This is a genomic window from Streptomyces sp. NPDC111744, from assembly GCF_055634995.1.
The window spans coordinates 421018-445278 of the sequence record NZ_JBVKCG010000001.1 but is presented as its reverse complement, the minus strand read 5'-3'; the positions used below and the strand labels follow the sequence as shown (position 1 = coordinate 445278).

Genomic DNA, 24261 nt, shown 5'->3' with positions numbered 1-24261 from the left:
CGAATGAACCCAATCCTCCCTAACCTGGAGTAATGGGTGAGGACAACCGGCTCGCCGCTGTCGTGGCGCTGGCGCAGGGCATGGCCGCGGCCCACACTCCACACGAGTGCTGGCACGCCGCCGCGGCCGGTGGCTGCCGTGCCCTGGACGGCAGCTTCGCCGCGCTCTCCGTCTGGGAGCGCGACCTCGGCCGGCTGCGGGTCCTCGTGAACGTCGGGGAGCGCGCCCCGGACGAGGAGGAGTTCCCCGACGCCGAGGCCTACCCGGTGCACCAGTTCCCGGAGATCACCGAGTTCCTGCACGAACGCTGGGCGGGCGGCGGCGGCCCCAACGCCTGGGTGGAGACGGCCGAGGGTCCCGCCGCCGGCCGCCCCGGTTACTCGCACCAACGGGTCGACGCCCTGCGCCGCAGGGGCCGCGGCTGCTGCCTGGTCGCGCCGATCCTGCTGCACGGCAGGGCCTGGGGCGAGCTGTATGTCGCCCGCGCCGTCCACGCCCCCGTCTTCGGCCGCGACGACGCCGACTTCGCCACCGTCCTGGCCTCCGTCGTCGCCGCCGGGATCGCCCAGACCGAGCGTCTCGAGGAGGCCCGCCGGCTGGCGTACACCGACGCGCTCACCGGTCTCGCCAACCGCCGTGCCGTCGACGTACGCCTCGACGAGGCGATCGACCGGCACCGCACGGACAACGCCGTGGTCAGTCTCGTCGTCTGCGACCTCAACGGACTCAAGCGGGTCAACGACAGCCAGGGGCACGCCGTCGGCGACCGGCTCCTCGAACGCTTCGGCTCGGTGCTGTCCCTGTGCGGGGCGATGCTCCCGGGCGCCCTCGCCGCGCGCCTCGGCGGGGACGAGTTCTGTCTGCTCGTGGTCGGCCCGCCCGCCGACGACGTGGTCAAGGCGGCCGACGAACTCTGCCGCCGGGCCGGGGAGTTGGAGCTGGGGGAGGGGGTCGCGTGCGGGGTTGCCTCGACCGCGGACCCGATCGGGCCGGTGCGCTCCGCCCGCCGTCTGTTCCGGCTCGCCGACGCCGCGCAGTACCGTGCCAAGGCGCTCCGCGCGGACCGGCCGGTGGTGGCCGGGCGGGAGGGGCCGGACGATCCCGTCGTACGGCTGGCCGACGCGCCCCCGCCGGAACGGGCCGACCGGCGCAGCTTCCGGGGCCGCCGCGCACTGTGACGTACGAGTAAGGGGCAACCCCGTACTCCACTAGTGACAGCAACGGCATTCAATGCGTACGCTCCTGAATATGGATATGCACACTGTGGTGGTGGGGACGTCCGGCGTCACCGCGTCCGACGTCCTCGCCGTGGCGCGCGGCGGCGCCCGGGTCGAACTGTCGGCAGAGGCGGTCGCGGCGCTCGCGGCGGCCCGCGAGATCGTGGACGCGCTGGCGGCCAAGCCGGACCCGGTCTACGGCGTCAGCACCGGCTTCGGCGCCCTCGCGACCCGGCACATCAGCCCGGAACTGAGGGCCCAGCTGCAGCGCAACATCGTGCGCTCGCACGCGGCCGGCATGGGACCGCGGGTGGAGCGTGAGGTCGTACGGGCCCTGATGTTCCTGCGGCTGAAGACCGTCTGCTCCGGACACACCGGTGTGCGTCCCGAGGTCGCCCAGACCATGGCCGACGTACTCAACGCCGGCATCACGCCGGTCGTGCACGAATACGGTTCCCTGGGCTGCTCCGGCGACCTTGCCCCGCTGTCCCACTGCGCCCTGGCTCTGATGGGCGAGGGGGACGCGGAGGGGCCGGACGGAGTCGTCCGGCCCGCCGGTGAGCTGCTCGCCGAGCACGGGATCGCGCCCGTCGAACTGCGCGAGAAGGAGGGGCTCGCGCTCCTCAACGGCACCGACGGCATGCTCGGCATGCTGGTCATGGCCCTCGCCGACCTGGACATGCTCTACAAATCCGCCGATGTCACGGCCGCTTTGAGCCTCGAAGCGCTCCTCGGCACGGACAAGGTGCTCGCGCCCGAACTGCACGCCATCCGCCCGCACCCCGGGCAGGGCGACAGCGCCGCCAACATGCTCGCCGTGCTCCAGGGCTCCCAGCTCACCGGGCACCACCAGGACGACGCGCCGCGCGTCCAGGACGCGTACTCCGTGCGGTGTGCTCCGCAGGTCGCCGGGGCCGGACGGGATACGCTCGCGCACGCCCGCCTCGTCGCCGAACGGGAGCTGGCCTCGGCCGTCGACAACCCCGTTGTGCTGCCTGGGGTCGGCACTGGGGGAGGGCGGGTCGAGTCCAACGGCAACTTCCACGGTGCGCCGGTCGCCTACGTCCTCGACTTCCTCGCCATCGCGGTGGCCGACCTCGGGTCCATCGCCGAGCGGCGGACCGACCGGCTGCTGGACAAGAACCGCAGCCACGGCCTGCCGCCGTTCCTGGCGGACGACGCGGGTGTCGACTCGGGCCTGATGATCGCCCAGTACACGCAGGCGGCGCTGGTCAGTGAGCTGAAGCGGCTCGCCGTTCCGGCGTCGGCCGACTCGATTCCGTCCTCCGCGATGCAGGAGGACCATGTGTCCATGGGGTGGTCGGCCGCGCGCAAGTTGCGGACGGCCGTGGGCAATCTGGCGCGGATCATCGCCGTCGAGCTGTACGCGGCTACCCGGGCGATCGAGCTGCGGGAGGGGTTGACGGCGGCGCCGGCCTCGCGCGCCGTGATCGAGGCGGCGCGCTCCGCGGGAGTGCGGGGGGCCGGGCCGGACCGGTACCTGGCACCCGACCTCGCTGCGGCTGAGGAGTTCGTGCGGGGCGGGGCGCTCGTGGAGGCCGCCGAGAAGGTGACCGGAGCGTTGCGGTAGTCGGTCGGTGCGGGTGGGTGGGGGCTGGTCGCGCCCACGCGGCGGTGGCCGCACATCGATACAGCCCCGCGCCCCCAAAGGGGCGCGGGGAACTGCGCACTACTTCAGCTTCGCCGACTGGGCCTTGATCACCGGGGTCGGTACCGTGTACGTCTTCCCCGCCGTCATCGCCCCGATGTTCATCGTGAAGTAGGTCGCGAGCGTGTTGCCGTGGCGTACCACCTCAGCGTGCAGGGGGCCCTTGTCGCCGTCCATGTCCGTGATCGCCGTGAAGGCCACCGACTCGCCGCCGGTGCCCGAGGGCCTGACCGCCGTGACCTTCGTGACCTTCTGCTCGTCACCGGCCGCGCCGCCCGTGAAGCCGGTCGCGCAGGCCTCGATCGCCGACGAGACGGCCTTCAGGGCCTGCTGCGCGCCGTTCCCGTCGTACGACGACAGGTCGAGGGACGTGACGTCCAGGTCCAGTGAGTCCTTGAGCGCCATCTCGAACTTTCCGTCGGCCATGTCGTCGAGGGAGGTCGCGTCGTCGGTCGGGTCCTTCTTGTTCTCCCGGACCGTGCGGCCGATCTCCGTGGCCGCGTCGGCCGGTGCGAGGCCGGAGAGCACGTAGGCCAGCGGGCGGCACTTCCCGTCGCTCGCCTTGACCCTGCTCCTGGCCGGCGGGGCCTCGCCGATCGCGTTGACCCTGTAGCCGTCCACCTCGCCCTGCGCGAGGATCCGCTGCTTCAACTGCGCGGTGCTCAGCGCCTTGACGGTGGAGGCGGAGGCCGCGGAGGCGGCCGTGTCCTTCGAACTCCCGCCGGAGCAGCCCGTCATGAGGGCGAGGGACAGTGCGCCGCCGACGGCGACGGTGCACATCCGCACGCCCGATGATCTCTTCATGAGAGGACTGTGAGTCCCCGGTCAAGGACCGGTCAAGTTGTTTAAAATCCCAGTCGTTCCCGGCGGACCGAATAGACCACGAACCCCGCGCCGACGCCGAGGAAAAGGGTGCCGCCGACGACGTACGGCGTGGTGTCCGGGCCGCCGGTGTCGGCGAGTTGGGTGGCGTCCCCGGTCGCCTCCGAGGTGGCCTCGGACAGCGCCTTGGCCTGCTGGGTGACCTGTGTCGCCGTACTCTCCGACGTGCCGGTTCTCGCCGAGGCGTCCTGCGACGCGTGGGCGGACGGAACGAACCACAGCGCACCCAGGAGCGTGCCTGCGGCGGTGGCGGTCAGCAACGGGCGGCGAGCGGATGACACGGAATATCGATCCCCTTGTGGCGCTGGCGAATTGGCCGTGTGGGGCGATGTTAGTGAAAATCGCGGGTCACGGGAAAGTCACGGGAGGTTTCGGCCGTACGCTCCGGGCATGAGCACTCCAGAGACATCACGTTTTGTACGACTTCGGGTGGAGCTGGTCCTCGAAGTCGAGGACGCCGACGAGGTCACCAAGGCCGCGCTGTTGCGGATCGCCGAGGACCCCGAGCTGCCCGGCGAGGAGCGGACGCATGCCGAGACCGCTGTGACGGAAGACACCGCCGAGGCCCTCGCCTATCTCGTTGATCCGTTCGGCCTGGTCAGCGAGGTGCCCGGGGTCGAGCTCCAGCAGGCCTCCTGGTCCAGCGAGCATGTTTCCTATGATCCGGATTCGCCGGACTGGGACCTCGACGAGGAGGATGGCGAGGGCGGCGACGAAGAAGAGGACGGCATCGGCTGAGCGTTCCGGGGAACCAGTGACCCCGGACGGCAACCGCCGTCCGGGGTTTCGTCGTCTCAGACAGCGCACGGACCGACCCCTGCCGCACCGGCCGCCCCGGCGGACGTGGTGTGCCCCACACATCCCAGGAATGTGGAACGGGACCTAGCGGCCGTAGCGTTGAAGGTTCTTGACGGGGACTCTCGGTGTGTTCGCGGACTCAGCAACGATGGAGAAGCGTGTGATGACGGACAGTAAGCGGCGCAAGGGCCTCATGGCCGCGTCCGCACTGCTCGGCGGTGTGCTGGTGCTCACGGCGTGTTCCGGAGGCGGCGACAAGGCGTCAGGCAGCGGTGAGAGCTCGCAGGCCCAGTCGGACCAGGCGGCGGCGAAGAAGTCGTCCCAGGCCGACATCACGATCACGCCCAAGGACGGCTCCAGCAACGCGTCCATCAACAACTCCGCCGCCGTCACCGTCAGCAAGGGCACGCTCACCAGCGTCACCATGACCACCGCCGACGGCAAGGCGGTCACCGGCGCCCTGTCCGCCGACAAGACGAGCTGGAAGCCCACCGTCCAGCTGGAGCGGTCCACCACCTACAAGGTCGCCGCCGAGGCCAAGGACTCCGCCGGCCTGGTCGCCAACGAGAACGCCTCGTTCACCACGGTCTCCCCGGCCAACAGCTTCATAGGCAACTTCACGCCGGAGGACGGCTCGACCGTCGGCGTGGGCATGCCCGTGTCGATCAACTTCGACAAGCAGATCACCAACAAGGCCGCCGTCCAGAAGGCCGTCACGGTCACCTCCAGCAGCGGCCAGCAGGTCGTCTGCCACTGGTTCTCAACCCAGCGCATGGACTGCCGCCCCGAGACCTACTGGAAGGAGAACTCCACCGTCACGCTGAAGCTCGCGCTCGACGGTGTCGAGGGCGCCTCCGGTGTCTACGGCGTCCAGCAGAAGACGGTCACCTTCCACATCGGCCGCAACCAGGTCTCCTACGTCGACGCCAAGACCAAGGAGATGAAGGTCACCCAGGACGGGAAGACCATCAGGACCATCCCGATCTCGGCGGGTTCGCCCCAGCACACGACGTACAACGGCATCATGGTGATGTCCGAGAAGTTCAAGCAGACGCGCATGAACGGCACGACTGTCGGCTTCACCGACAACGACGGCAAGGCCGAGTACGACATAAAGGACGTGCCGCACGCCATCCGCCTCACCAGCTCCGGCACCTTCCTGCACGGCAACTACTGGGGCGCGAAGTCCATCTTCGGTGCGGTGAACACCAGCCACGGCTGCGTCGGCCTCTCCGACACCAAGGGCGCCAACGACACCAGCACGCCCGCCTACTGGATGTACAGCCACTCGATCGTCGGTGACGTGGTGGTCATCTCCAACACCGGCGACAAGACCGTGGCCCCCGACAACGGCCTCAACGGCTGGAACCTGAACTGGGCCGCCTGGAAGGCCGGTTCGGCCGTCTGACGCACAGCCGACACACAGCTCACCGGTGCCGCCCCCAGGGGCGGCACCGGCGTTTCCGGGGTCCACCACAGCCTTCTCATGCTTCTCTTATTTCGGCCTTATCGAGCCATCACGGTGCGTCCCTACCTTGCGGTCATGTTCTTCACCTACCTGAGGCGCGAACTGCGCCGCCGCAGAAAGGCGGCTCTCGTCGTCGCCTCCGGCCTCGCGCTGGGCATCGCACTGGTCATCGTGGTCAACTCCGTCTCCAACGGCATGGGGAAGGCGCAGGACAAGGTCCTTCAGTCGCTGTACGGCCTGGGTACGGACATGACCGTCACCAAGGCCGCGTCGGCGACCACGAGCAACGCCCAGCGTCCGCGCTTCCAGTTCGACGCGCAGAACAACGGCTCGTCGGACACGCAGAGCAGCGACCGGGTCATGGTGCAGGGTTTCACCACCCTCGCCTCCTCCACCGTCACCAAGGTCTCCGACCAGAAGGGCGTCGCGACCGCGGTCGGCGGGCTGAACCTCAACGTGGTCAAGATCAGCGGCCAGTTCACCCGGGGTCAGTTCCAGCAGAACCAGTCCGGCGGCAACCAGCAGGGCGGCCAGGGCCAGGGCAACGGCGGTGGCAACGGCGCGCCGCAGGGCGAGGTCCGGGGTGGTGGCGCCAACTTCGACGTCAACTCGTACACCGTCTACGGCACCGACGTCTCCCAGACCGGGATCGGCCCGCTGACCTCGTCGAAGATCACCAGCGGCCGTACCTTCAAGACGACCGAGACCGACGCCAAGGTGCTGGTGGCCGACTCGGCGTACGCCAAGGAGAAGAAGTACAAGGTCGGTTCGACCGTCACCATCAACAAGGTCAAGTACACGATCATCGGCATCGCGACGGCCGACAGCGGTGACGCCGCGGCCAACCTGTACATGCCGCTGAAGCAGGCGCAGACGCTGGCCGACGAGAAGAACAAGGTCACCACGATCTACGTCAAGGCGACCGACTCCAAGCAGATCTCGGCCGTCAAGTCGACCATCCAGAAAAACGTCTCGGGTACGACGGTCACCACCTCCGCGGACCTCGCGGACACCGTCTCCGGCTCGCTGTCCACGGCGTCCTCCCTCGCCACCAACGTCGGTAAGTGGCTGTCCATCGCGGTGCTCGTGGCCGCGTTCCTGGTCGCCGGACTGCTGACCTCCTCGGCGGTCTCCCGCCGCGTCCGCGAGTTCGGCACGCTGAAGGCGCTGGGCTGGAAGTCCCGCCGGGTGACCGGGCAGGTCATCGGTGAGGCCATGGTCAACGGCCTGGTCGGCGGCGCGCTCGGGATCGCGCTCGGTCTGGTGGGCGCGTACGTCGTCACCGAGATCAGCCCGAGCCTGGAGGCCTCCCTCGGCAGCGGAGCCGGTGGCGGCGGCAACGCGGGCGGCGGCCCCGGCGGGGGTGGCGGCTTCGGCGGCGGCCCCGGCCGGCAGACCGCCAAGACCCTGGAGGTCGCCCTGACCGCCCCGGTCAGCGTGACGACGATCGCGGTGGCCGTGGGTCTGGCGGTGGCCGGCGGTCTGATCGCGGGCGCGTTCGGCGGCTGGCGGGCGTCGAGGCTGCGTCCTGCGGATGCGCTGCGGCGCGTGGAGTAGCCGACGTGGGCTGGTGGCGGGGTGGGGACGCTTACCGGCGCTTGCAGGGTGCCGCGGCTGAGACGTGCCCCGTAAGGGGCGCGGGGCGGTGTCGAACATGCGGCTCCGCCGCGCGGGCGCGACCAGCCCCCCACCCACCCGCAGCCGACAACGCACCGCACCACCCCAAACCCTCCCAGGAGCCACCATGTACGAACTCAGAAACGTCACCAAGCTCTACTCCCGCGGCAAGGACACCGTCCGCGCCCTCGACGGCATCGACCTCACCATCTCCGACGGCGACCGCCTGGTCATCCAGGGGCCCACCGGCGGCGGCAAGTCCACCCTCCTGCAGATGATCGGCGGCCTGGACCGGCCGACCTCCGGTGAGGTCGTCCTGGACGGCACCGACCTGGCCAAGCTCTCCGAGACCAGGCTGACCCGGATCCGCAGCGAGAACATCGGGTTCGTCTTCCAGTCGTTCAACCTGATCCCGACGCTCACCGCCCAGGAGAACGTCGAGACCGCCCTCGTCCCGCTCGGCGTCAAGGCCAGGGAACGCCGTGAGCGTGCCGCCGAGGCGCTGACGTCCGTCGGTCTCGGCGAGCGCCTCGGGCACCTGCCCTCCGAGATGTCCGGCGGCCAGCAGCAGCGCGTCGCCATCGCCCGGGCCCTCGTCAAGCAGCCCAAGGTGCTGCTCGCCGACGAGCCCACCGGCAACCTCGACGAGGGCATGCGCGACGAGATCATGGACGTACTGGAGCAGATGTGGAAGGAGTTGGGCCTGACCTTCATCATGGTCACCCACGACTCCGCGATCGCGAAGAAGGCCCCGCGGCTGGCGACCATCCGCAAGGGCAAGATCACCGTCAAGGAGAACGCGGGCACGTGAGGTGCGTCACGGAGTGACGGCGCCTAGCACTGAACTCCCGTGCACAACCGCGCAGTTGGGTAACAGTGTCCGCCCCGGCGCGTAACAGTTCTCCTGTACTTCCCTTACCGGTCTCTCATCTATTGAGCCTGCTGATCACCCCCCGGCATACTCCGTATTCCGGGGGGTTGACGCATGTGTGTGCGGGACTGCCCCCGGCCGGGTGGACGGGGAATTCGCCCGGTACACCGTCTCCCAGGGGGAGTCTTGCGCAGACAAGTGAAAAGAGCTGCCGCGGCCACCGTGGCCACGGCAGCAGCCGTCGCCCTCGCCGCCGGCATGACCAGCCCGGCGTCGGCGAAACCGGAGCAGCGCACCGCCGCCACGGCCGCCTCATCGGTCACCGGCAGGCACCACGTCACCCTGATCACCGGTGACCGGGTCGCCCTCGACGCCAAGGGCCGCGTCGTCGGTCTGGAGCGGGCCAAGGGACGGGAGCACATACCCTTCCAGATCCGCAAGGCCGACGGGCACACCCTCGTCGTCCCCGGTGACGCCGTGCAGTTGGTCGCCTCCGGCAAGCTGGACCGACGGCTGTTCGACGTAACCGAGTTGGACAAGGCCGCGACCCGCAAGGCGCAGAAGAACGGCCTGAAGGTCATCGTCGGGTACCAGGGCACCGCCGGCGCCGCCAAGGCCGACGTCCGTGACGCCGGCACCCTGCGCCACAGCCTCAGGACGCTCAACGCCGACGCCGTGCAGACCCCGGTCAAGGACACGCCGGAGCTGTGGGACGCGGTCACCAACGGGGACAAGGCCGCCGCCGGCATCGCGCACGTCTGGCTCGACGGCGTCCGCAAGGCCAGCCTCGACAAGTCCGTGCCGCAGATCGGCGCCCCCAAGGCATGGGCGGCCGGCTACAACGGCAAGGGCGTCAAGATCGCCGTCCTGGACACCGGTGTCGACACGACCCACCCGGACCTCAAGGACCAGGTGATCGAGTCCAAGAACTTCACCACGGCCGCCGACGCCATGGACCACTTCGGCCACGGCACGCATGTCGCGTCCATCGCCGCGGGTACCGGCGCCAAGTCGCACGGCAAGTACACCGGTGTCGCGCCCGGCGCGAAGATCCTCAACGGCAAGGTGCTGGACGACACCGGCTCCGGTGACGACTCCGGCATCCTGGCCGGCATGGAGTGGGCGGCGGCCGAGGGCGCCGATGTCGTCAACCTCAGCCTGGGCGGCTACGACACCCCGGAGATCGACCCACTCGAAGCCGAGGTCAACAAGCTCTCCAACGAGAAGGGCATCCTGTTCGCGATCGCCGCGGGCAACGAGGGCCCCGAGTCCATCGGTTCGCCGGGCAGCGCGGACGCCGCGCTCACCGTCGGCGCGGTCGACGGCAACGACAAGCTCGCCGACTTCTCCTCCACCGGCCCCAGCGCCGAGGGCACCATCAAGCCGGACGTCACCGCGCCCGGAGTCGACATCACCGCGGCCGCGGCCAAGGGCAGTGTCATCGACCAGGAGGTCGGCGAGAACCCGCCCGGCTACCTGACCATCTCCGGTACGTCGATGGCCACCCCGCATGTCGCGGGCGCCGCCGCGATCCTGAAGCAGGAGCACCCCGACTGGGGCTACCAGCAGCTGAAGGCCGCGCTGACCGCCTCCACCAAGGGCGGCAAGTACACGCCGTTCCAGCAGGGTTCGGGCCGGATCCAGGTCGACAAGGCCATCAAGCAGACCGTGGTCGCCGACCCGGTGTCGGTGAACTTCGGTGTGCAGCAGTGGCCGCACACCGACGACACCCCGGTCACCAAGCAGCTCACCTACCGCAACCTCGGCACCAAGGACGTCACCCTCAGCCTCTCGGCGAGCGGCACCGACCCCAAGGGCGCTGCGGCCCCGGCCGGCTTCTTCACTCTGGGCGCGACCAAGGTGACCGTCCCTGCGGGCGGCACCGCCTCCGTCGACCTCACCGCGAACACCAAGCTGGGCGGCACCCTCGACGGCGCCTACTCGGCGTACGTCACGGCGACCGGCGACGGCCAGAGCGTCCGCACGGCGGCCGCGGTGCAGCGCGAGGTGCAGTCGTACAGCGTCACCGTCAAGCACATCGGGCGCGACGGCAACCCGACCGGTGTCTACAACACCGCTTTGATCGGCTACTCGGGCCTCGGTGACGGGCGCGCCTACAACGTGCCGGCCGTCGACGCCGGGACCACCACGATGCGGGTGCCGAAGGGCACATACCTGCTCGACGCCTGGATCGCGAAGGACTTCACCACCTTCGACGGCGGTCTCGACTGGCTGGTCCAGCCCAAGCTGAGCGTCACCAGGGACCTCACGGTCACCATCGACGCCCGTACCACCAAGTCGGCCGACATCACCGTGCCGGACGCGCAGGCCAAGCCGAACTCCGCGACGGTCGACTACATGTACGACCCGGCGGCCACCGGGTTCGGGGTCGGCTTCGACACCTTCGACAAGATCCGGGTCGCGCCGCTGGGCGGCGAGGTCACAAGCGGTCTGACCCAGTCCTGGAGCGGCCAGTTCACCAAGGGTGCCGACGAGGAGTACGACGTCGCCACCAGTGCCCAGGTCAAGAAGCTCCAGGGCGACAAGGTCCGGCATTTCAAGACCGGTGAGCTCTCCACGGTGAAGAACTCCGTCGGCGCCGCCGCCTCCGGCAAGACCGGTTCGGTCAGCCCGTGGGGCATCGTCGGCCAGGACGTGGTCGGCGGCGGCAGCGTGGAGCAGAAGCTGCCCGGCACCCGCACCTTCCACCTCTCCACCGTGGACGGCGCCCTGTGGGGCTTCGACGTCGCGCAGTACAGCGGCCACGACGCCCAGGGCCTGCCGATCGCCGACGCCTACTACACGGCCGACCCGCAGCCGTACAAGGCGGGCAAGACCTACAAGAACACGTTCAACAGAGCGGTCTTCGGCCCGCATCTGACCAGCGACTACGGTCTGTACCGCGACGGCAACCAGATCTTCGGCATCGTCCCGCTGTTCTCCGACAGCGCCAAGCACGCCGGGTCCTCCGACTTCCTGTCGGTGAACACCACCCTGTACCGCAACGGCACCAAGGTGGGCTCCAACAAGGACCCGCTGTTCGGCGGCGGCGCCTTCACCGTGCCGTCCGCCGACGCCGAGTACAAGCTGACCACCTCGGTCATCCGCTCGGTCAAGGTCGCCGCCGCCTCCACCCGGATCGACGCGAGCTGGACCTTCCACTCGAAGAAGTCGGCCGGCGGAGCCCCGGCCCAGCTTCCGGCCTCCACCGTCCACTTCGGCGCCAACACCGGCTCGGACAGCCGCGTCGAGGCGGGCAAGAAGGTCACCTTCCCGGTGACCGTCGAGGGCGCGGCCGCAGGCCGCAACCTGAAGTCCCTCGCGGTCTACGTGTCGTACGACTACGGCAGGACCTGGAAGGAGCTGACGGTCAGCCACGGCAAGATCACCGTCAAGAACCCGGCCAAGGGCAAGGCCATCTCGTTCCACGCCAAGATCGCCGACAAGAAGGGCAACAAGTCGACGATCTCGATCTACAACGCGTACTACGCCAAGTGAGCCGTAGCCGCTGAGCGGATCCACAGCGAGCGGCCCGCCGGAAGCGCGGCTTCCGGCGGGCCGTTCCCCATACCCGGGGCAGGTCAGGGGGCGGGGGCGACCCGGGTCGCGTCCGTGCCCCAGCTGGCCAGCAGCCGCAGCGCCTCCGCCGACGCCGAGCCCGGTTCCGCGTGATACGTGACCAGGGCCTGGTCCGGGTCGTCGGGCAGCCGGAACGACTCGAAGGTGAGGGACAGCGGGCCCACCAGCGGGTGGTGCAGCCGCTTCACCCCGTGGCTCTTCTCCTTGACGTCGTGCGTCGCCCACAATCGGCGGAACTCCTCGCTCTTCACGGAGAGTTCGCCGACCAGCGCGGACAGCCGGGTGTCGTCGGGGTAGCAGCCCGCGTCCATCCGCAGCTGACAGACGATGTCGATCGCCTTCTGCTCCCAGTCGACGAAGAGATCGCGGTAGTCGGGCCGCATGAACACCAGCCGCGCCCAGTTGCGTTCCGCGACGGGCAGTTCTCCCCAGTCACCGAAGACCGCCGCCGCCGTCCTGTTCCATGCCAGGATGTCCGAGCGGCGCCCGTAGACGTACGCCGGTACGCTCTCCATGCTGTCCAGCAGCTGGCCCAGCGCCGGGCGCACCTGCTGCGGCCGCGCCGACGCCTTCCTCTTGTGCTGCTTGCCCTTGGCGAGATGGATGAGATGCGCGTGCTCGGCGTCGGTGAGCCGCAGCGCGCGGGCGATCGCGTCCAGCACCTCCGCCGACACGTTCCGGCCGTTGCCCTGCTCAAGGCGTGTGTAGTACGCCACCGACACCCCGGCCAGCTGGGCCAGCTCCTCGCGTCGCAGCCCCGGCACCCTGCGGTGCCGCCCGAAGTCCGGCAGCCCCACGTCGGCGGGGAGCAGCCGGGCCCGCCGGGTGCGCAGGAACTCGCTGAGCTCGGCACGCCGGTCCAGGGGCGGGGAGGGGGACGTCGGGGGCTGCTCTTCCATACCTCCAGTATTCACGGTCGTACGCACGGGAACCTGACCCCGCCAGTGGTAGGCACGCCAGACGTACGCAGAGGCGAGGACTGGGTAGCGGCCGTGGCGTGGAGGAGGCTGGACGCGTGCCCGGAGAAGGAGAAGGCAGCCGGGCACGAAGACACCGCTAGGAGAACCCCCCTGATGACCACTGTTGCTGCTTACGCCGCGCCCGCCGCGAAGGCCCCGCTGGAGCGGACCACGATCGAGCGGCGCGCGGTAGGTGAATTCGACGTCCTCATCGACATCGAGTTCGCCGGTATCTGTCACTCCGACATCCATCAGGCCCGGGAGGGCTGGGGCACGGCGATCTTCCCGATGGTGCCCGGTCACGAGATCGCGGGCGTCGTCTCCGAGGTCGGCCCGGGTGTCACCCAGTACGCGGTGGGGGACCGGGTGGGCGTCGGCTGCATGGTCGACTCCTGCCGCGAGTGCGACAACTGCAAGGCCGGTCTGCAGCAGTACTGCACTGGCAGCGGCCCGGTCTGGACGTACAACGGCGTCGGCAGGGACGGGCAGCCCACCTACGGCGGCTACTCGCAGAAGATCGTCGTCGACGAGAGCTACGTCGTCCGCATCCCTGACGGCCTCTCCCTCGACGTCGCCGCTCCGCTGCTGTGTGCCGGCATCACCACCTACTCGCCCCTGAAGCACTGGGGTGCGGGTCCCGGCAAGAAGGTCGCGGTTGTCGGTCTCGGTGGTCTGGGCCACGTGGGTGTCAAGATCGCGGCGGCGCTCGGCGCCGAGGTCACCGTCCTGTCCCAGTCCCTCCGCAAGAAGGACGACGGCCTGAAGCTGGCGCCACCGACTACCGCGCCACCGGCGACCCGAAGACCTTCGAGGACCTCAAGGGCACGTTCGACATCATCCTCAACACGGTCTCGGCGCCGCTCGACTTCGACGCGTACCTCTCGCTGCTGCGCACCGACGGCGCGATGGTGAACGTCGGTCTCCCGGAGGAGCCCGCCCCCCTGCTGCTCTCCTCCGTCTTCGGTAAGCGCCGTGTCCTGACCAGCTCCAACATCGGCGGAATCCCGGAGACCCAGGAGATGCTCGACTTCTGCGCCGAGCACAACCTGGGCGCCGAGATCGAGGTCATCCGCGCGGACCAGGTCAACGAGGCGTACGAGCGGGTCGTCAACAGCGACGTCCGCTACCGCTTCGTGATCGACACGGCGACGATCTGAGTCACTTTCGCCTGCCGAGCAGGTAGAGCAGACAGGGGCCGCCGACCAGGGAGGTCAGCGCACCCACCGGGATCTCCAGCGGAGGTACCAGGGTGCGGGCCACCAGGTCGGCGGTCACCACCACCAGGCCGCCCGTCAACGCCGAGCAGACCAACGGCAGGTGAGGCGTGCGGGTGAGCCGCCGGGCCAGCTGCGGCGCGGTCAGCGCGACGAACCCGATCGGCCCGGCGGCCCCGGTGGCGGAGGCGGCGAGCACCACGCCGAGGAGGGTGAGGCCGAGGCGGGCCCGGTCGACGGGCAGACCGAGGGCGGCGGCGGTGTCGGGGTCGAGACCCAGGGGCCGCGCGGCCCGGCTCGCCCACACCAGCCCCGGCAGGGCGAGCAGCAGGACGACGGCGAGCGGGCCGGCCTGGTCCCACCCGCGGCCGTTCAGAGTGCCGGTCAGCCACAGCTTGACCTGCTCGGCGGCGTCCAGCTCGCTGTCGGTGAGACACAGCTGGACGACGGCGGACAGCGCGACGCCGATACCGGCGCCGGTGAGCACGGAGCGGCTGGGCGGCATGCCGTGCCGCCAGGCGAGGGCGTACGTTGGGCAGGAGGAGGTCCCACCGATGACCGTGAACCTGAACCACACCATCGTCGCCGCACACGACAAACACGCGTCGGCCAGGTTCCTCGCCGACATCCTCGGTCTTGAAGTCAGCCCGCAATACGGCCCGTTCGTCCCGGTCGCGATACCGAACGGCGTCACCCTCGACTACATGGAGACCCCCGGGAACATCCCGCCGCAGCACTACGCCTTCCTGGTCTCCGAGGACGACTTCGACCAGATCTTCACCCGCGTCCGGGAGGCCGGCCTCCCCTACTGGGCCGACCCGTACCACAGCCGCCCCGGCGAGATCAACACCAACGACGGCGGCCGCGGCACCTACTTCGACGACCCCAACGGCCACCGCCTGGAAATCCTCACCCGCCCCTACGGCAGCGGCGGCTGACCCAGCGGCACGGACTCCCCGGGCGCGTACGACCGTACGACCGCACCGGCCCCCTCACCGTCCGACGGCCGTACGACATGCACGCGCCCGCGCCCTGCGACCAGACCCCGCTCGTCCGTCACCGTCAGCACGGTGTTCTCGTCGATCGCGACGCCGTACGGCACCCAGCCGTGCGACACGGCCGCGACCAGCCGGGCCAGCGTGCCCCACTGCGCCGCGTGCACGTCCACCGCGAAGGGCACGAGGCCGAGGGCCGGCCTGACCTCGATCTCGTCGAGGTCCTCGGCGGTGTCCGGCGGGCAGACCGGGACGCCGTCCACCAGCCAGCCGCCGACCACGGCCCGCTGGGCGGCGAGAACGGCCCCTGCGGAGAACCCGGCGTAGGGGATGCCATGTTCGGCAAGCACTTCGGGCAGCAGCTCCAGACACTCCGCGAACGCGTCCTGATATGCGGGCGTGAGCCCACCGCACACCAGCAGCCCGTCCAGCCCGTCCTTCAGCAACTCCGGTTCGAACCGCTCCCCGACCGGCACCGGCACCGGCACCGGTACGCACTCGCCGGCGGCCCGCAACGCCCCCGCGTACCGCCCGAACTCCTCCTCCCCGTCCCCCTCGTCGACGATCACACACCCGATACGACGGCTGCCCCCGCCCGCGGCCCGCAGCAACGGCCCATACACCTCGGGAGCGTCCCACCCCCCACCGACGAGAAAGATCTGGCCGCTCATGGCCCGGTGTCCGCCGTGGCGGCGGTGTGGCGCGGTCACCCCCGCAGCCCCTTGATCCCGTCCTGCGCGGCCATGACCAGCTCGATTCCCCGGTTGTCGTGCGCCGGTTCGCGCATCTGGTTCGTCACGTACGCGATCACCATCCGCTCGTCGGGGTCGACCCAGACCAGTGCGCCGCCCCAGCCGCCCCAGCCGAGGGCGCTGCCGAAGAGGCCGTAGCCCAGGCCGTACCGGGCAGGCATGCCCAGGACGCGGTCCTCACCGTCGAACTGCACCTCCCGCGCCCGTTCGCACCCCTCCGGTGACAGCACCCGCACCCCGCCGACGGTTCCGCCGCAGGCGAGCAGGGACTGGACGAGGGCGATGGCGCGGGCGTTGCCGAAGCCGCTGGCCGCGGGGATCTGGGCGCGCCGCCAGGCGAGGCTGTTGCCGTCCCGGACGCGCAGGGTGGCGACACCGGGGCGTTTCGCGTCGCTGTCCCGCGCACGGGCCGCGTAGTCCTCGTCCTCGCCCGGTGGCGGCACGGTGAGCGCCACCCGCCCGTCGTGCTCGGCACCCAGCCCGACATGGAAGTCCGCGCCCAGCGGCCCGGCCACCTCGGCGGCGAAGAACTCACCCGGGCTCCGCCCGGTGATCCGGCGCACCAGCTCACCCACGAGAAACCCCTGGGTGAGTGAGTGGTACCCGGCCGCCGTCCCCGGCTCCCACTGTGGAGCCTGCCCGGCGAGCCGGGCCGTCGCCGACGTCCAGTCGTACAGCTCCTCGATCGGCCCCTCCCAGTCGGGCAGCCCGGCGGTGTGCGAGAGCAGATGCCGTACGAGCACACTCTCCTTCCCCGCCGCGGCGAACTCGGGCCAGTACCGGGAGACCGGCGCGTCCGGATCCAGCTCGCCCCGGTCGACGAGCACCAGCGCACACAGCGCGGTCATCGTCTTGGTCACGGAGAACACATTGACGATGGTGTCCCGCTCCCATGACACATGCCGCCCCGCGTCGGCGAACCCACCCCACACATCCACCACGGCCTCCCCGTCCACGAAGACGGCGACGGCACCTCCCACATCCCCCTCGTCCAGGAGTCCGGAGAGCATGTGGGGCACAGCGGCGAACAGCTCGTCGTAGGAGCCATGAATGTCGGCCATACGCGCCATTCAGCCGTCCCCACCGGGCCGGGGCAACCCTATTTCCCGGGGCCGGCTTCCATGACTCGCGCGGGTCGGCGGACGGTGACCGCGAGCCGGTCGGGTGGGGTACGGAATCGCGCGGCGTCCTCACGCGTTGAGGCGAGTGGGCACGGGACGCCGGTGATGTGCGAGCCGAATAGCCCGAGTGACCGAGCTGACAGAAATTGGAGGGTCCGTGATGGCTGCGCAGACGCAGAGGGCCGTGCTGGCGGGCGGATGCTTCTGGGGGATGCAGGACCTGATCCGCCGGCTCCCGGGCGTGACGGGGACCCGGGTCGGATACACCGGGGGTGACGTGCCGAACGCGACGTACCGTAACCACGGCACGCACGCGGAGGCCATCGAGATCCTCTTCGACCCGGAGAAGACCGACTACCGCGCGATCCTGGAGTTCTTCTTCCAGATCCACGACCCGAGCACCAAGAACCGCCAGGGCAACGACATCGGCCTCAGCTACCGCTCGGCGATCTACTACGTGGACGACGAGCAGAAGCGGATCGCCGAGGACACCATCGCGGACGTGGACGCCTCCGGACTGTGGCCCGGCAAGGTCGTCACCGAGGTCGAGCCGGTCGGCCCCTTCTGGGAGGCCGAGCCCGAGCACCAGGACTACCTGGAGCGTTACCCGGACGGCTACACCTGCCACTTCCCGCGCCCGGGCTGGCGACTGCCGGCCCGTACGGAGGGCTGACCGCGAGACGGCCCGGCGCAAGGCGGAGGCTGCCCGGCAGTACCCCGGAGCCGGGCCGCGCTTGCGGGGCTGCGGTGCCCCGCCGTACGCGTCGGTCAGACCGTATCCGGGCACTCCAGGCGGCAACCACCGTCCGACGGCCGTCGCGCTGCGGTTGCCGCCGCCCAGCCCACCTCGTCAGCTGGAACCGGGGACCGCCCGTGCGCAGGGGACCTTCCATGGGCCGGAACCTGGCTCGACCGCCCATACGACCGACACGCGTCGTAAGGCGCACCGCCACCCGGGAACCGGCCAGATCCGCGGCTGCAGACGCCGACGCCGTATCCGTTTCATGGGTACGGGAGCAGAAGAACACCGCTGTCGACCCGTCTCAGAGCCGACGGTACTTGTCGATGTCCTCCGCGAACTCCTGGATGGCCTGTGCGGTGAGCGTCGGTCGCGTGTCGGCGATGGCGGTCATGTAGTCCTCGGTCGTTGCCGGTCGGCCCTGACGATGGGTGACTTCGTGCTCGAATGCCGCCTGTGCGCCCTTCCGGGCGGCGAATTCGATGTCGGCCGGGGTGAACAGCTCGCTCGCCCGGACGAGTTGGGCGATGTCCACCGACTCGGCGGAGGCCCTGAGATAACGGCTCCAGATCGCCGCGCGGGCGGTTGCGTCCGGCGGCCCGATGGGGATGACGTAGTCGAACCGGCCCGGCCGCAGGAACGCCGCGTCGAGAGAGCGGACCGAGTTGGTGGCACAGGCCAGCAGCCGCGCGTCGCGCTCGCGGAAGACGGGGATGAGTTTGAGCAGCTCGTTGGTAACACCGTGCCCGGGATCGACCGCCTTTCCGGAGCGCGCACCGGCGATCTCCTCGACCTCGTCGATGAAGAGCAGGACCGAGTCCAGTTCTGCCAGGTCCGCGAAGACCTCCCGGAGTGCCACGGCCAGGCCCTCGCTCGTGTCGGCCGCGAGCCGGGAGGGGAAGAGTTCCACGAACGGCCAGCCGAGCCGTGAGGCGACCGCTTTGGCGAAACTGGTCTTTCCGGTGCCCGGCGGGCCGAAAAGGATGATCGCCTTGGGCGGGGCGACGCCGTAGCGGTCTGCCAGCGCGGGCTCGGTCAGCGGGAGCACGACACGGCGTTCGACGACCTGCTTCTCCTGCTCCATGCCGGCCATGGCGTTCCAGAGCCCGTCGGGCAGCATGCGACCGCCCAGCGCCGTGAGGACCTCCGCGTTGGCGGTTTCGGGGGGTTCGAGCTTCTCGAAGTAGGTGAGACCCTCGTGGAACCGGTAGCCGGAGTTCTCCAGAGCCTTTGTCCCCGGGGCGCCTGCGGGCAGCAGCGCGCTGATGTGGCGCACGCCCAGTGCCCGCAGGCGCCGCTCGAGATCGGAGAGGAGGGCGCTCCCGATCCCGCGCTCGCGCCAGCGGGAGGCGAGCGCCACCAGGAGGATCCACCCCCGCTTTCCGTACGCCTGTGCCACGGCCATGCCGACCAGTTCATCGCCGACAACTGCGACGACCGCCGGCTGTCCGGCCTTGGCCGCCGTCATGACCTCGGAAACCGCGAACACCTGGTCCTCGTGGGCCTGGCGGCTCTGATCCCAGATGTCGATGGCCTGGTCAAGATCGTCTTCGTGATAGTCACGCAGGTGCCAAGCGGGCATCGCCACCACCTCACACGGCGCGGGGGTCCCATTGTTCCCTCCGAAGCGCTGTGTGACGAACCCAGGCGGGCTAAGCGACGTGTTCCCGGTGGACGAGGCGGCCTACCTGTCCCTGCCTTCCGGGGCGGGGGCGCGACGCCCGTGGGGCAGCAGCTCTGCTGCCCTTGGACCATGACCTCCGGGGCTCACGCCGAAGTGGGCGTCCTGAAGCCGTGAAGCCGGCCGCCACAGCCACGTCATCCCCCCTTCCCGGCACCGGATGGCTGACTGCTGTGCGCGGTCCGGGCCCGAGCCGGAGGCCGGGCCGTGGGCAGGGAAGTCAGTCCTCCAGGCGGACCGGCATCAGAAGCGAAAAGGCGCCCGCGTCGTCGGGCCGTCGGACCGCGATCGGCGCCGTGGGGCCGCCGAATTCCAGGATCAGTCGGTCCCGGGCTCCGGCGGCCAGCGCGTCCAGGAGGAACCCGCGGTTGACCGCCACGCGGTTCGGGTCGTCGTCACCGTCGGTGCAGAGCGTCACGGTGCCGCCGTCCTCCACCCTGAGGACGCTGAGGTCGTGCGCTCCGGCCTCGCCGGAACGGACAGGGCCGGTCTCCAGGGCCTTCCGGAAGGCCGCCACCTCGTCAAAGAGGGCCGCAACTCAGTCACTGTCGAGGCGCCCCCGTGCGCCCAGGTGACCGAGGCCATGTCGAGCGCGGCCAGCGCCGTCGGCAGAACAAGGCTCAGCAGACAGAAACCGCAGAGCGGAACAAGGGCGCGCGGCGCCCGCAGAGTTGCGCCCAGCGGGCAGATCCCCCGCAGCACCCCGGCAAAAGGGAACCGACAACAACGCGCCGGAGTGTGCCGTACCGCAGGTCAGGACGGGTATTCGGCTCAGCTCGGCAGCGTGGCCGGGTTGCCGCCGTTCGCCTCGTAGCCCGCGACCGCCAGCGCGCGGTAGAGGGCGAACTCCGCGGCCGGGTTCGCGGACAGCGTCCACGGCAGGGCCCCCACATGCCCGTCGACGTGTATCAGCTCGCCCATGGCCTCCGCCCAGCGCTCGGAGCGGACCAGGAAGAAGACCAGCAGATGCCGGACGTGGGCGAGCATCGGGTCGTCCTGGCGGGCCGAGTGCACCGCGTGCAGGGCGCCGTGCACGGCCTTGGTGACGACCTCGCTCTGGTAGAAGCTCGCCACCAGGTTCACCTCGGGGAGGTGCTCGAAGACCGCGAACAGCGGCATCGCGGCCAGCAGCGAGCCCTGCGGGGCGCGCGCGGCGGCGGCCTCGGCGAAGGAGTACGCCAGCTCGCGCGAGCCGTGCCACTTCTCGCACCAGTAATGCAGGGCCGCCAGATGCGCGCCCATGTGCGTGGGCGCACGGTCCAGGATCTTCAGCCACAGCTTCTCGAACTCGGGCTGCGAGTAGTTAAGCCCGCGGGCCACCGAGAGCTCGACGATGTACGGCACCGGGTCCCCGGGGGACAGCAGCGCCGCCTGCCCGCAGGCGTCCCTGGCCTCCTCCATGATGATCCGGAAGTCGTCCGTGCCCGGGGTGGACGTCCGCCACGCCTGCTGGACCAGGAACTCGGCATGCACGGCCGCGCCACCCGCGTCCTTGGGGTGCTCGGCCCGCCACACCCGCAGCCACTGCCCGCCCGGCGTCTCACTGACCCCGCCCGGCCGCTGCTGGAGCTCCAGCGCCGCCGCGCCGGCGAAGGCCTGCACGCGCTGCCAGCGCAGCTCGCCCGCGATCTCCGTGCCCGCGAGCAGCTGCGCCGCCGCGTGGTAGTCCTGGGTGCGCTGCACGAGGTCCAGAACGTCGAGCAGGTCCTGGTCGGGTCCGGGCATCCGGATGTCCAGGTCCTCCTCGCGCACGAAGCCGTAGTCCGCCGGGTCGGCGGCGTCCGGGTGGCTCGGGTGGACCTGCTCGATCATGCCGCGCCGCCGCCGCAGGACGGGGAGCAACACAAAGCTCAGCAGGAGCAGCGCCATCAGGGCCCAGAGAATCGCCATGCGTCAAGCGAACCAGACGGCGCCGACAATTGGCCAACCAGTGTCGGCGCCTGTGGACAACTTGCCGGGTGTCGAGAAAGGGGCGGTGGCAGGTGGTCGTTCGGCCGCGGGCCGGTGGGGGTGGGGTCGCGCAGTTCCCCGCGTCCCCTTGGGGCGCGTGTTCGGGGTGCGTGACCACTAGGCTCATGACCTATGAGCGACAGGCACATCAGTCAGCACTTCGAGACGCTCGCCATCCACGCGGGCAACACGGCGGACCCCCTCACCGGTGCGGTCGTACCGCCGATCTACCAGGTCTCGACCTACAAGCAGGACGGCGTCGGCGGGCTGCGCGGCGGCTACGAGTACAGCCGTAGCGCCAACCCGACCAGGACCGCCCTGGAAGAGAACCTCGCCGCGCTGGAGGGCGGGCGCCGCGGGCTCGCGTTCGCGTCCGGGCTGGCGGCCGAGGACGCCCTGCTGCGCACGCTGCTCAGCCCCGGCGACCACGTGGTCATCCCGAACGACGCCTACGGCGGCACGTTCCGGCTGTTCGCGAAGGTCGTCTCCCGGTGGGGCGTGGACTGGTCCGTCGCCGACACCAGCGACCCGTCGGCCGTGCGGGCCGCGATCACCCCGAAGACCAAGGCGGTCTGGGTGGAGACCCCGTCCAACCCGCTGCTCGGCATCACCGACATCGCCGCCGCCGCCGAGGTCGCCCATGGCGCGGGCGCCAGGCTCGTCGTCGACAACACCTTCGCCACGCCGTACCTCCAGCAGCCCCTCTCGCTGGGCGCGGACGTCGTCGTGCACTCGCTGACGAAGTACATGGGTGGTCACTCGGACGTGGTCGGGGGCGCGCTGATCGTGTCGGACCAGGCGCTGGGCGAGGAGCTGGCGTACCACCAGAACGCGATGGGCGCGGTCGCCGGGCCGTTCGACTCGTGGCTTGTGCTGCGCGGTACCAAGACGCTCGCGGTGCGCATGGACCGGCACAGCGAGAACGCCACCAGGATCGCCGACATGCTGAGCAGGCACGCGCGCGTGACGCGTGTCCTCTACCCGGGCCTGCCCGAGCACCCCGGTCACGAGACCGCCGCCAAGCAGATGAAGGCCTTCGGCGGCATGATCTCCTTCCAGGTCACGGGCGGCGAGGAGGCGGCGGTCGAGGTCTGCAACCGCGCCAAGGTGTTCACTCTGGGTGAGTCCCTGGGCGGTGTCGAGTCGCTGATCGAGCACCCGGGCCGGATGACGCACGCCTCGGCGGCCGGTTCCGCGCTGGAGGTGCCCGCCGACCTGGTGCGCCTGTCCGTGGGCATCGAGAACGTCGACGACCTGCTGGAGGACCTCCAGCAGGCGCTGGGCTAGACGCGCGGCTGGCTCACCAGCCGACGATGGGCGGAGTCGTCGTGGACGGCGGCTGCGCCCAGGGTCGGACCAGCGCCGCCCATACGGTGAACGCCACCGCCGCCGCGCACAGCAGCAGCCACAGCAGACGGCGGCCCGCGCGTCTGCGGCGCAGCATGCGGCCGCCCCGGCGGAGCACCTCGCCGTAGAGGTCGGGCGGCACCGGTGACGGTGTCTGTTCCATGATCCGCCGGGCGGCGGCCTCGCGTTGGGTGCGGTTCACGACGGCGCCACCTTCGCCCCCAGAACCGTGGGCGCCGCTTTCCCGGGCGGATGCAGCAGGGTGGCGGTCGCCCGGTCGCAGAGGGCGTGCACGCGTTCCGTGGGCAGGCCGAGCAGCGCCGCCGTCTGCTCCTCGGCGACCCCCTCGTACAGCCGTAGCACCAGGATCAGGCGTTCCTGGGGTGTGAGGACGGCGAGGGCGCTGCGCGGGTGCGGGCGGGTGCGGCTGAGCGGGCCGCCGTACTGGTGCCAGGCGGAGTTCGCGAAGCGCAGGGCGAGGTGCTGGCGGGCCAGGTCGTACGGGTCCTCGCCGCGCAGCCGGTCCCAGTACGCGTACGTGTGCGCGAGGGCGAGGGTCAGCAGGCGCCGCGCGCGTGGGTTGGCGTCCGGGGCCTCGGCGGTGAGCAGGGTCGCGGCATGCAGCAGCCGTCCTGCCGCGCCCGCGACGAACGACTCGAACTCCCGGGCCCGGCGGGCGTCCTGGAACGCCTGCCGATCGCGCACCGTGCCTCCCCGTCTGCGGGGCCCCACCGCGTCACGGGACCGGGACGCGGAGACGACGGGGGCCCGGTCTCATCTGAGGCCAGGGGTGACCCCACGGTCAAGAGCCGCGCGGCACGCACGCGTGCCGGATGTTCCGCGGACCGGTCCCGGTCGGGGTTCAGGACGCCGGCGGTGTGTCCGTGCCCGGCTGGACGGTCATCCGTGCGGACAGGGCGCTGTTGAAGCGCGTGAGCAGCGCGCAGAACGTCTGGCGCTCCTCCGGCTCCCAGTCCCGGGTCAGCTCCGCCATCAACTGGCGCCGCGACGAGCGCACTTCGTCCAGCCGCGACAGCCCGCGCGGGGACAGCTGGAGCACCACGGCCCGCCCGTCCTCGGGGTGCGAGGTGCGCTTGACGAGCCCGGTGTCGACCAGCGGAGCCACCTGCCGGGTGACCGTGGAGGAATCGATCCCCATGCTCGCGGCGAGTGCCTTGACCCCCATGGGGCCTTCCTTGTCGAGGCGGTTGAGCAGCAGATACGCGGCGCGGTCCATGGAGTTGCGCACCTGCCCGACGCCGCCGAGCCGGGTCTGTTCGGCACGGCGGGCGAACACCGCCACCTCGTGCTGCAGCGTGTCGAGGAGACCGGTGTCACCGACGGTCGTCATGTCCATCGACATTTCAGGTGTTGTGGGCATGGCCGGAGGCTCACTTCATGA

21 protein-coding genes and 2 pseudogenes are annotated in these 24261 nt (G+C 70.4%); 11 read left to right on the top strand and 12 right to left on the bottom strand.

Annotated elements, in window-relative coordinates; translation table 11 throughout:
* Positions 1-32 precede the first annotated feature (32 nt).
* Positions 33-1178, top strand: coding sequence for a GGDEF domain-containing protein (locus ACZ7OO_RS02070; protein ID WP_471500563.1), 1146 nt, complete (start codon positions 33-35; stop codon positions 1176-1178).
* A gap of 76 nt (positions 1179-1254) precedes the next feature.
* Positions 1255-2808: a histidine ammonia-lyase gene (gene hutH / locus ACZ7OO_RS02065; protein ID WP_471501231.1), complete on the top strand. Its 1554-nt coding sequence runs from the start codon at positions 1255-1257 to the stop codon at positions 2806-2808.
* 99 nt (positions 2809-2907) lie between these two features.
* Here hutH and ACZ7OO_RS02060 read toward each other — a convergent pair whose 3' ends face one another.
* Positions 2908-3690: a hypothetical protein gene (locus tag ACZ7OO_RS02060; RefSeq protein ID WP_471500561.1), complete on the bottom strand. Its 783-nt coding sequence runs from the start codon at positions 3688-3690 to the stop codon at positions 2908-2910.
* A gap of 41 nt (positions 3691-3731) precedes the next feature.
* Positions 3732-4049 carry an LAETG motif-containing sortase-dependent surface protein gene (locus ACZ7OO_RS02055; RefSeq protein WP_471500559.1) on the bottom strand — a complete coding sequence of 106 codons (318 nt, stop codon included), beginning with the start codon at positions 4047-4049 and terminating at the stop codon, positions 3732-3734.
* 109 nt (positions 4050-4158) lie between these two features.
* Between ACZ7OO_RS02055 and ACZ7OO_RS02050 the strand changes: the two genes are divergently transcribed.
* From ACZ7OO_RS02050 to ACZ7OO_RS02030, 5 genes are all read left to right on the top strand, one after another.
* On the top strand, positions 4159-4506 hold the full coding sequence (locus ACZ7OO_RS02050; protein ID WP_471500557.1) for a hypothetical protein: 348 nt from the start codon (positions 4159-4161) through the stop codon (positions 4504-4506).
* A gap of 223 nt (positions 4507-4729) precedes the next feature.
* Entirely contained in the window at positions 4730-5974 is a 1245-nt protein-coding gene (locus ACZ7OO_RS02045; RefSeq protein ID WP_471500555.1) for a L,D-transpeptidase, read from the top strand.
* A 135-nt stretch (positions 5975-6109) separates the two neighbouring features.
* On the top strand, positions 6110-7591 hold the full coding sequence (locus ACZ7OO_RS02040) for an ABC transporter permease (protein ID WP_471500553.1): 1482 nt from the start codon (positions 6110-6112) through the stop codon (positions 7589-7591).
* A 187-nt stretch (positions 7592-7778) separates the two neighbouring features.
* On the top strand, positions 7779-8462 hold the full coding sequence (locus ACZ7OO_RS02035; RefSeq protein WP_471500551.1) for an ABC transporter ATP-binding protein: 684 nt from the start codon (positions 7779-7781) through the stop codon (positions 8460-8462).
* Between the two features lie 318 nt (positions 8463-8780).
* Positions 8781-12020 carry a S8 family peptidase gene (locus ACZ7OO_RS02030; RefSeq protein WP_471501230.1) on the top strand — a complete coding sequence of 1080 codons (3240 nt, stop codon included), beginning with the start codon at positions 8781-8783 and terminating at the stop codon, positions 12018-12020.
* An 83-nt stretch (positions 12021-12103) separates the two neighbouring features.
* On the opposite strand, the gene ACZ7OO_RS02025 is transcribed toward ACZ7OO_RS02030, so the two are convergent.
* Positions 12104-13000 (bottom strand): helix-turn-helix domain-containing protein, encoded by an 897-nt coding sequence (locus tag ACZ7OO_RS02025; RefSeq protein WP_471500549.1) that lies wholly within the window; start codon positions 12998-13000, stop codon positions 12104-12106.
* A 174-nt stretch (positions 13001-13174) separates the two neighbouring features.
* Between ACZ7OO_RS02025 and ACZ7OO_RS02020 the strand changes: the two are divergent.
* A pseudogene (locus ACZ7OO_RS02020) lies at positions 13175-14217 on the top strand (NAD(P)-dependent alcohol dehydrogenase).
* Between the two features lies 1 nt (position 14218).
* On the opposite strand, the gene ACZ7OO_RS02015 reads toward ACZ7OO_RS02020, so the two are convergent.
* A complete protein-coding gene (locus ACZ7OO_RS02015; RefSeq protein ID WP_471500547.1) occupies positions 14219-14854 on the bottom strand; it encodes a FecCD family ABC transporter permease in 636 nt (211 codons plus the stop codon).
* Here ACZ7OO_RS02015 and ACZ7OO_RS02010 point away from each other — a divergent pair.
* Positions 14829-15212: a VOC family protein gene (locus ACZ7OO_RS02010; protein WP_471500545.1), complete on the top strand. Its 384-nt coding sequence runs from the start codon at positions 14829-14831 to the stop codon at positions 15210-15212. The genes ACZ7OO_RS02015 and ACZ7OO_RS02010 overlap by 26 nt on opposite strands.
* Here the strand turns inward: ACZ7OO_RS02010 and ACZ7OO_RS02005 are convergent.
* Both ACZ7OO_RS02005 and ACZ7OO_RS02000 read right to left on the bottom strand, forming a co-directional pair.
* Positions 15194-15979 carry a type 1 glutamine amidotransferase family protein gene (locus tag ACZ7OO_RS02005; RefSeq protein ID WP_471500543.1) on the bottom strand — a complete coding sequence of 262 codons (786 nt, stop codon included), beginning with the start codon at positions 15977-15979 and terminating at the stop codon, positions 15194-15196. The two genes, ACZ7OO_RS02010 and ACZ7OO_RS02005, sit on opposite strands and share 19 nt — an antisense overlap.
* Positions 15976-17082 carry a serine hydrolase domain-containing protein gene (locus tag ACZ7OO_RS02000; RefSeq protein WP_471500541.1) on the bottom strand — a complete coding sequence of 369 codons (1107 nt, stop codon included), beginning with the start codon at positions 17080-17082 and terminating at the stop codon, positions 15976-15978. Before ACZ7OO_RS02000 ends, ACZ7OO_RS02005 begins: the two co-directional genes overlap by 4 nt.
* Before the next feature lie 220 nt (positions 17083-17302).
* Between ACZ7OO_RS02000 and msrA the strand changes: the two genes are divergently transcribed.
* Positions 17303-17815, top strand: coding sequence for a peptide-methionine (S)-S-oxide reductase MsrA (msrA, locus tag ACZ7OO_RS01995; RefSeq protein ID WP_450754624.1), 513 nt, complete (start codon positions 17303-17305; stop codon positions 17813-17815).
* A gap of 370 nt (positions 17816-18185) precedes the next feature.
* Here the strand turns inward: msrA and ACZ7OO_RS01990 are convergent, their stop codons facing one another.
* The 3 genes and pseudogenes from ACZ7OO_RS01990 to ACZ7OO_RS01980 all read right to left on the bottom strand — a co-directional run bounded on the left by ACZ7OO_RS01990 (position 18186) and on the right by ACZ7OO_RS01980 (position 21452).
* On the bottom strand, positions 18186-19463 hold the full coding sequence (locus tag ACZ7OO_RS01990) for an ATP-binding protein (RefSeq protein ID WP_471500539.1): 1278 nt from the start codon (positions 19461-19463) through the stop codon (positions 18186-18188).
* A gap of 319 nt (positions 19464-19782) precedes the next feature.
* Positions 19783-20082 (bottom strand): annotated as a pseudogene (locus ACZ7OO_RS01985) (DNA polymerase III subunit beta); the annotation flags it as partial.
* Positions 20083-20333: 251 nt separating this feature from the next.
* Positions 20334-21452 carry a hypothetical protein gene (locus ACZ7OO_RS01980; RefSeq protein ID WP_471500537.1) on the bottom strand — a complete coding sequence of 373 codons (1119 nt, stop codon included), beginning with the start codon at positions 21450-21452 and terminating at the stop codon, positions 20334-20336.
* A 192-nt stretch (positions 21453-21644) separates the two neighbouring features.
* Here ACZ7OO_RS01980 and ACZ7OO_RS01975 point away from each other — a divergent pair, with 192 nt between their 5' ends.
* A complete protein-coding gene (locus ACZ7OO_RS01975; protein ID WP_471500535.1) occupies positions 21645-22799 on the top strand; it encodes a cystathionine gamma-synthase in 1155 nt (384 codons plus the stop codon).
* Positions 22800-22812: 13 nt separating this feature from the next.
* Here ACZ7OO_RS01975 and ACZ7OO_RS01970 read toward each other — a convergent pair whose 3' ends face one another.
* The 3 genes from ACZ7OO_RS01970 to ACZ7OO_RS01960 form a co-directional block, all read right to left on the bottom strand.
* Positions 22813-23061 carry a hypothetical protein gene (locus ACZ7OO_RS01970; protein WP_471500533.1) on the bottom strand — a complete coding sequence of 83 codons (249 nt, stop codon included), beginning with the start codon at positions 23059-23061 and terminating at the stop codon, positions 22813-22815.
* Positions 23058-23564 (bottom strand): sigma factor-like helix-turn-helix DNA-binding protein, encoded by a 507-nt coding sequence (locus ACZ7OO_RS01965; protein WP_471500531.1) that lies wholly within the window; start codon positions 23562-23564, stop codon positions 23058-23060. The genes ACZ7OO_RS01970 and ACZ7OO_RS01965 overlap by 4 nt, the downstream gene beginning before the upstream one ends.
* Before the next feature lie 157 nt (positions 23565-23721).
* Positions 23722-24216 carry a MarR family winged helix-turn-helix transcriptional regulator gene (locus ACZ7OO_RS01960; protein ID WP_471501228.1) on the bottom strand — a complete coding sequence of 165 codons (495 nt, stop codon included), beginning with the start codon at positions 24214-24216 and terminating at the stop codon, positions 23722-23724.
* Between the last annotated feature and the right edge of the window lie 45 nt (positions 24217-24261).

Coding starts and splice junctions, on each gene's coding strand:
- ACZ7OO_RS02050 (WP_471500557.1), top strand. CDS start 4,159: ATGAGCACTCCAGAGACATCACGTTTTGTACGACTTCGGGTGGAGCTG.
- ACZ7OO_RS02070 (WP_471500563.1), top strand. CDS start 33: ATGGGTGAGGACAACCGGCTCGCCGCTGTCGTGGCGCTGGCGCAGGGC.
- hutH (WP_471501231.1), top strand. CDS start 1,255: ATGCACACTGTGGTGGTGGGGACGTCCGGCGTCACCGCGTCCGACGTC.
- ACZ7OO_RS01960 (WP_471501228.1), bottom strand. CDS start 24,216: ATGGACATGACGACCGTCGGTGACACCGGTCTCCTCGACACGCTGCAG.
- msrA (WP_450754624.1), top strand. CDS start 17,303: ATGGCTGCGCAGACGCAGAGGGCCGTGCTGGCGGGCGGATGCTTCTGG.
- ACZ7OO_RS02025 (WP_471500549.1), bottom strand. CDS start 13,000: ATGGAAGAGCAGCCCCCGACGTCCCCCTCCCCGCCCCTGGACCGGCGT.
- ACZ7OO_RS01975 (WP_471500535.1), top strand. CDS start 21,645: ATGAGCGACAGGCACATCAGTCAGCACTTCGAGACGCTCGCCATCCAC.
- ACZ7OO_RS02040 (WP_471500553.1), top strand. CDS start 6,110: ATGTTCTTCACCTACCTGAGGCGCGAACTGCGCCGCCGCAGAAAGGCG.
- ACZ7OO_RS02000 (WP_471500541.1), bottom strand. CDS start 17,082: ATGGCCGACATTCATGGCTCCTACGACGAGCTGTTCGCCGCTGTGCCC.
- ACZ7OO_RS02035 (WP_471500551.1), top strand. CDS start 7,779: ATGTACGAACTCAGAAACGTCACCAAGCTCTACTCCCGCGGCAAGGAC.
- ACZ7OO_RS02045 (WP_471500555.1), top strand. CDS start 4,730: ATGACGGACAGTAAGCGGCGCAAGGGCCTCATGGCCGCGTCCGCACTG.
- ACZ7OO_RS02060 (WP_471500561.1), bottom strand. CDS start 3,690: ATGAAGAGATCATCGGGCGTGCGGATGTGCACCGTCGCCGTCGGCGGC.
- ACZ7OO_RS01980 (WP_471500537.1), bottom strand. CDS start 21,452: ATGGCGATTCTCTGGGCCCTGATGGCGCTGCTCCTGCTGAGCTTTGTG.
- ACZ7OO_RS01990 (WP_471500539.1), bottom strand. CDS start 19,463: ATGCCCGCTTGGCACCTGCGTGACTATCACGAAGACGATCTTGACCAG.
- ACZ7OO_RS02030 (WP_471501230.1), top strand. CDS start 8,781: ATGACCAGCCCGGCGTCGGCGAAACCGGAGCAGCGCACCGCCGCCACG.
- ACZ7OO_RS02015 (WP_471500547.1), bottom strand. CDS start 14,854: ATGGTGTGGTTCAGGTTCACGGTCATCGGTGGGACCTCCTCCTGCCCA.
- ACZ7OO_RS02010 (WP_471500545.1), top strand. CDS start 14,829: ATGACCGTGAACCTGAACCACACCATCGTCGCCGCACACGACAAACAC.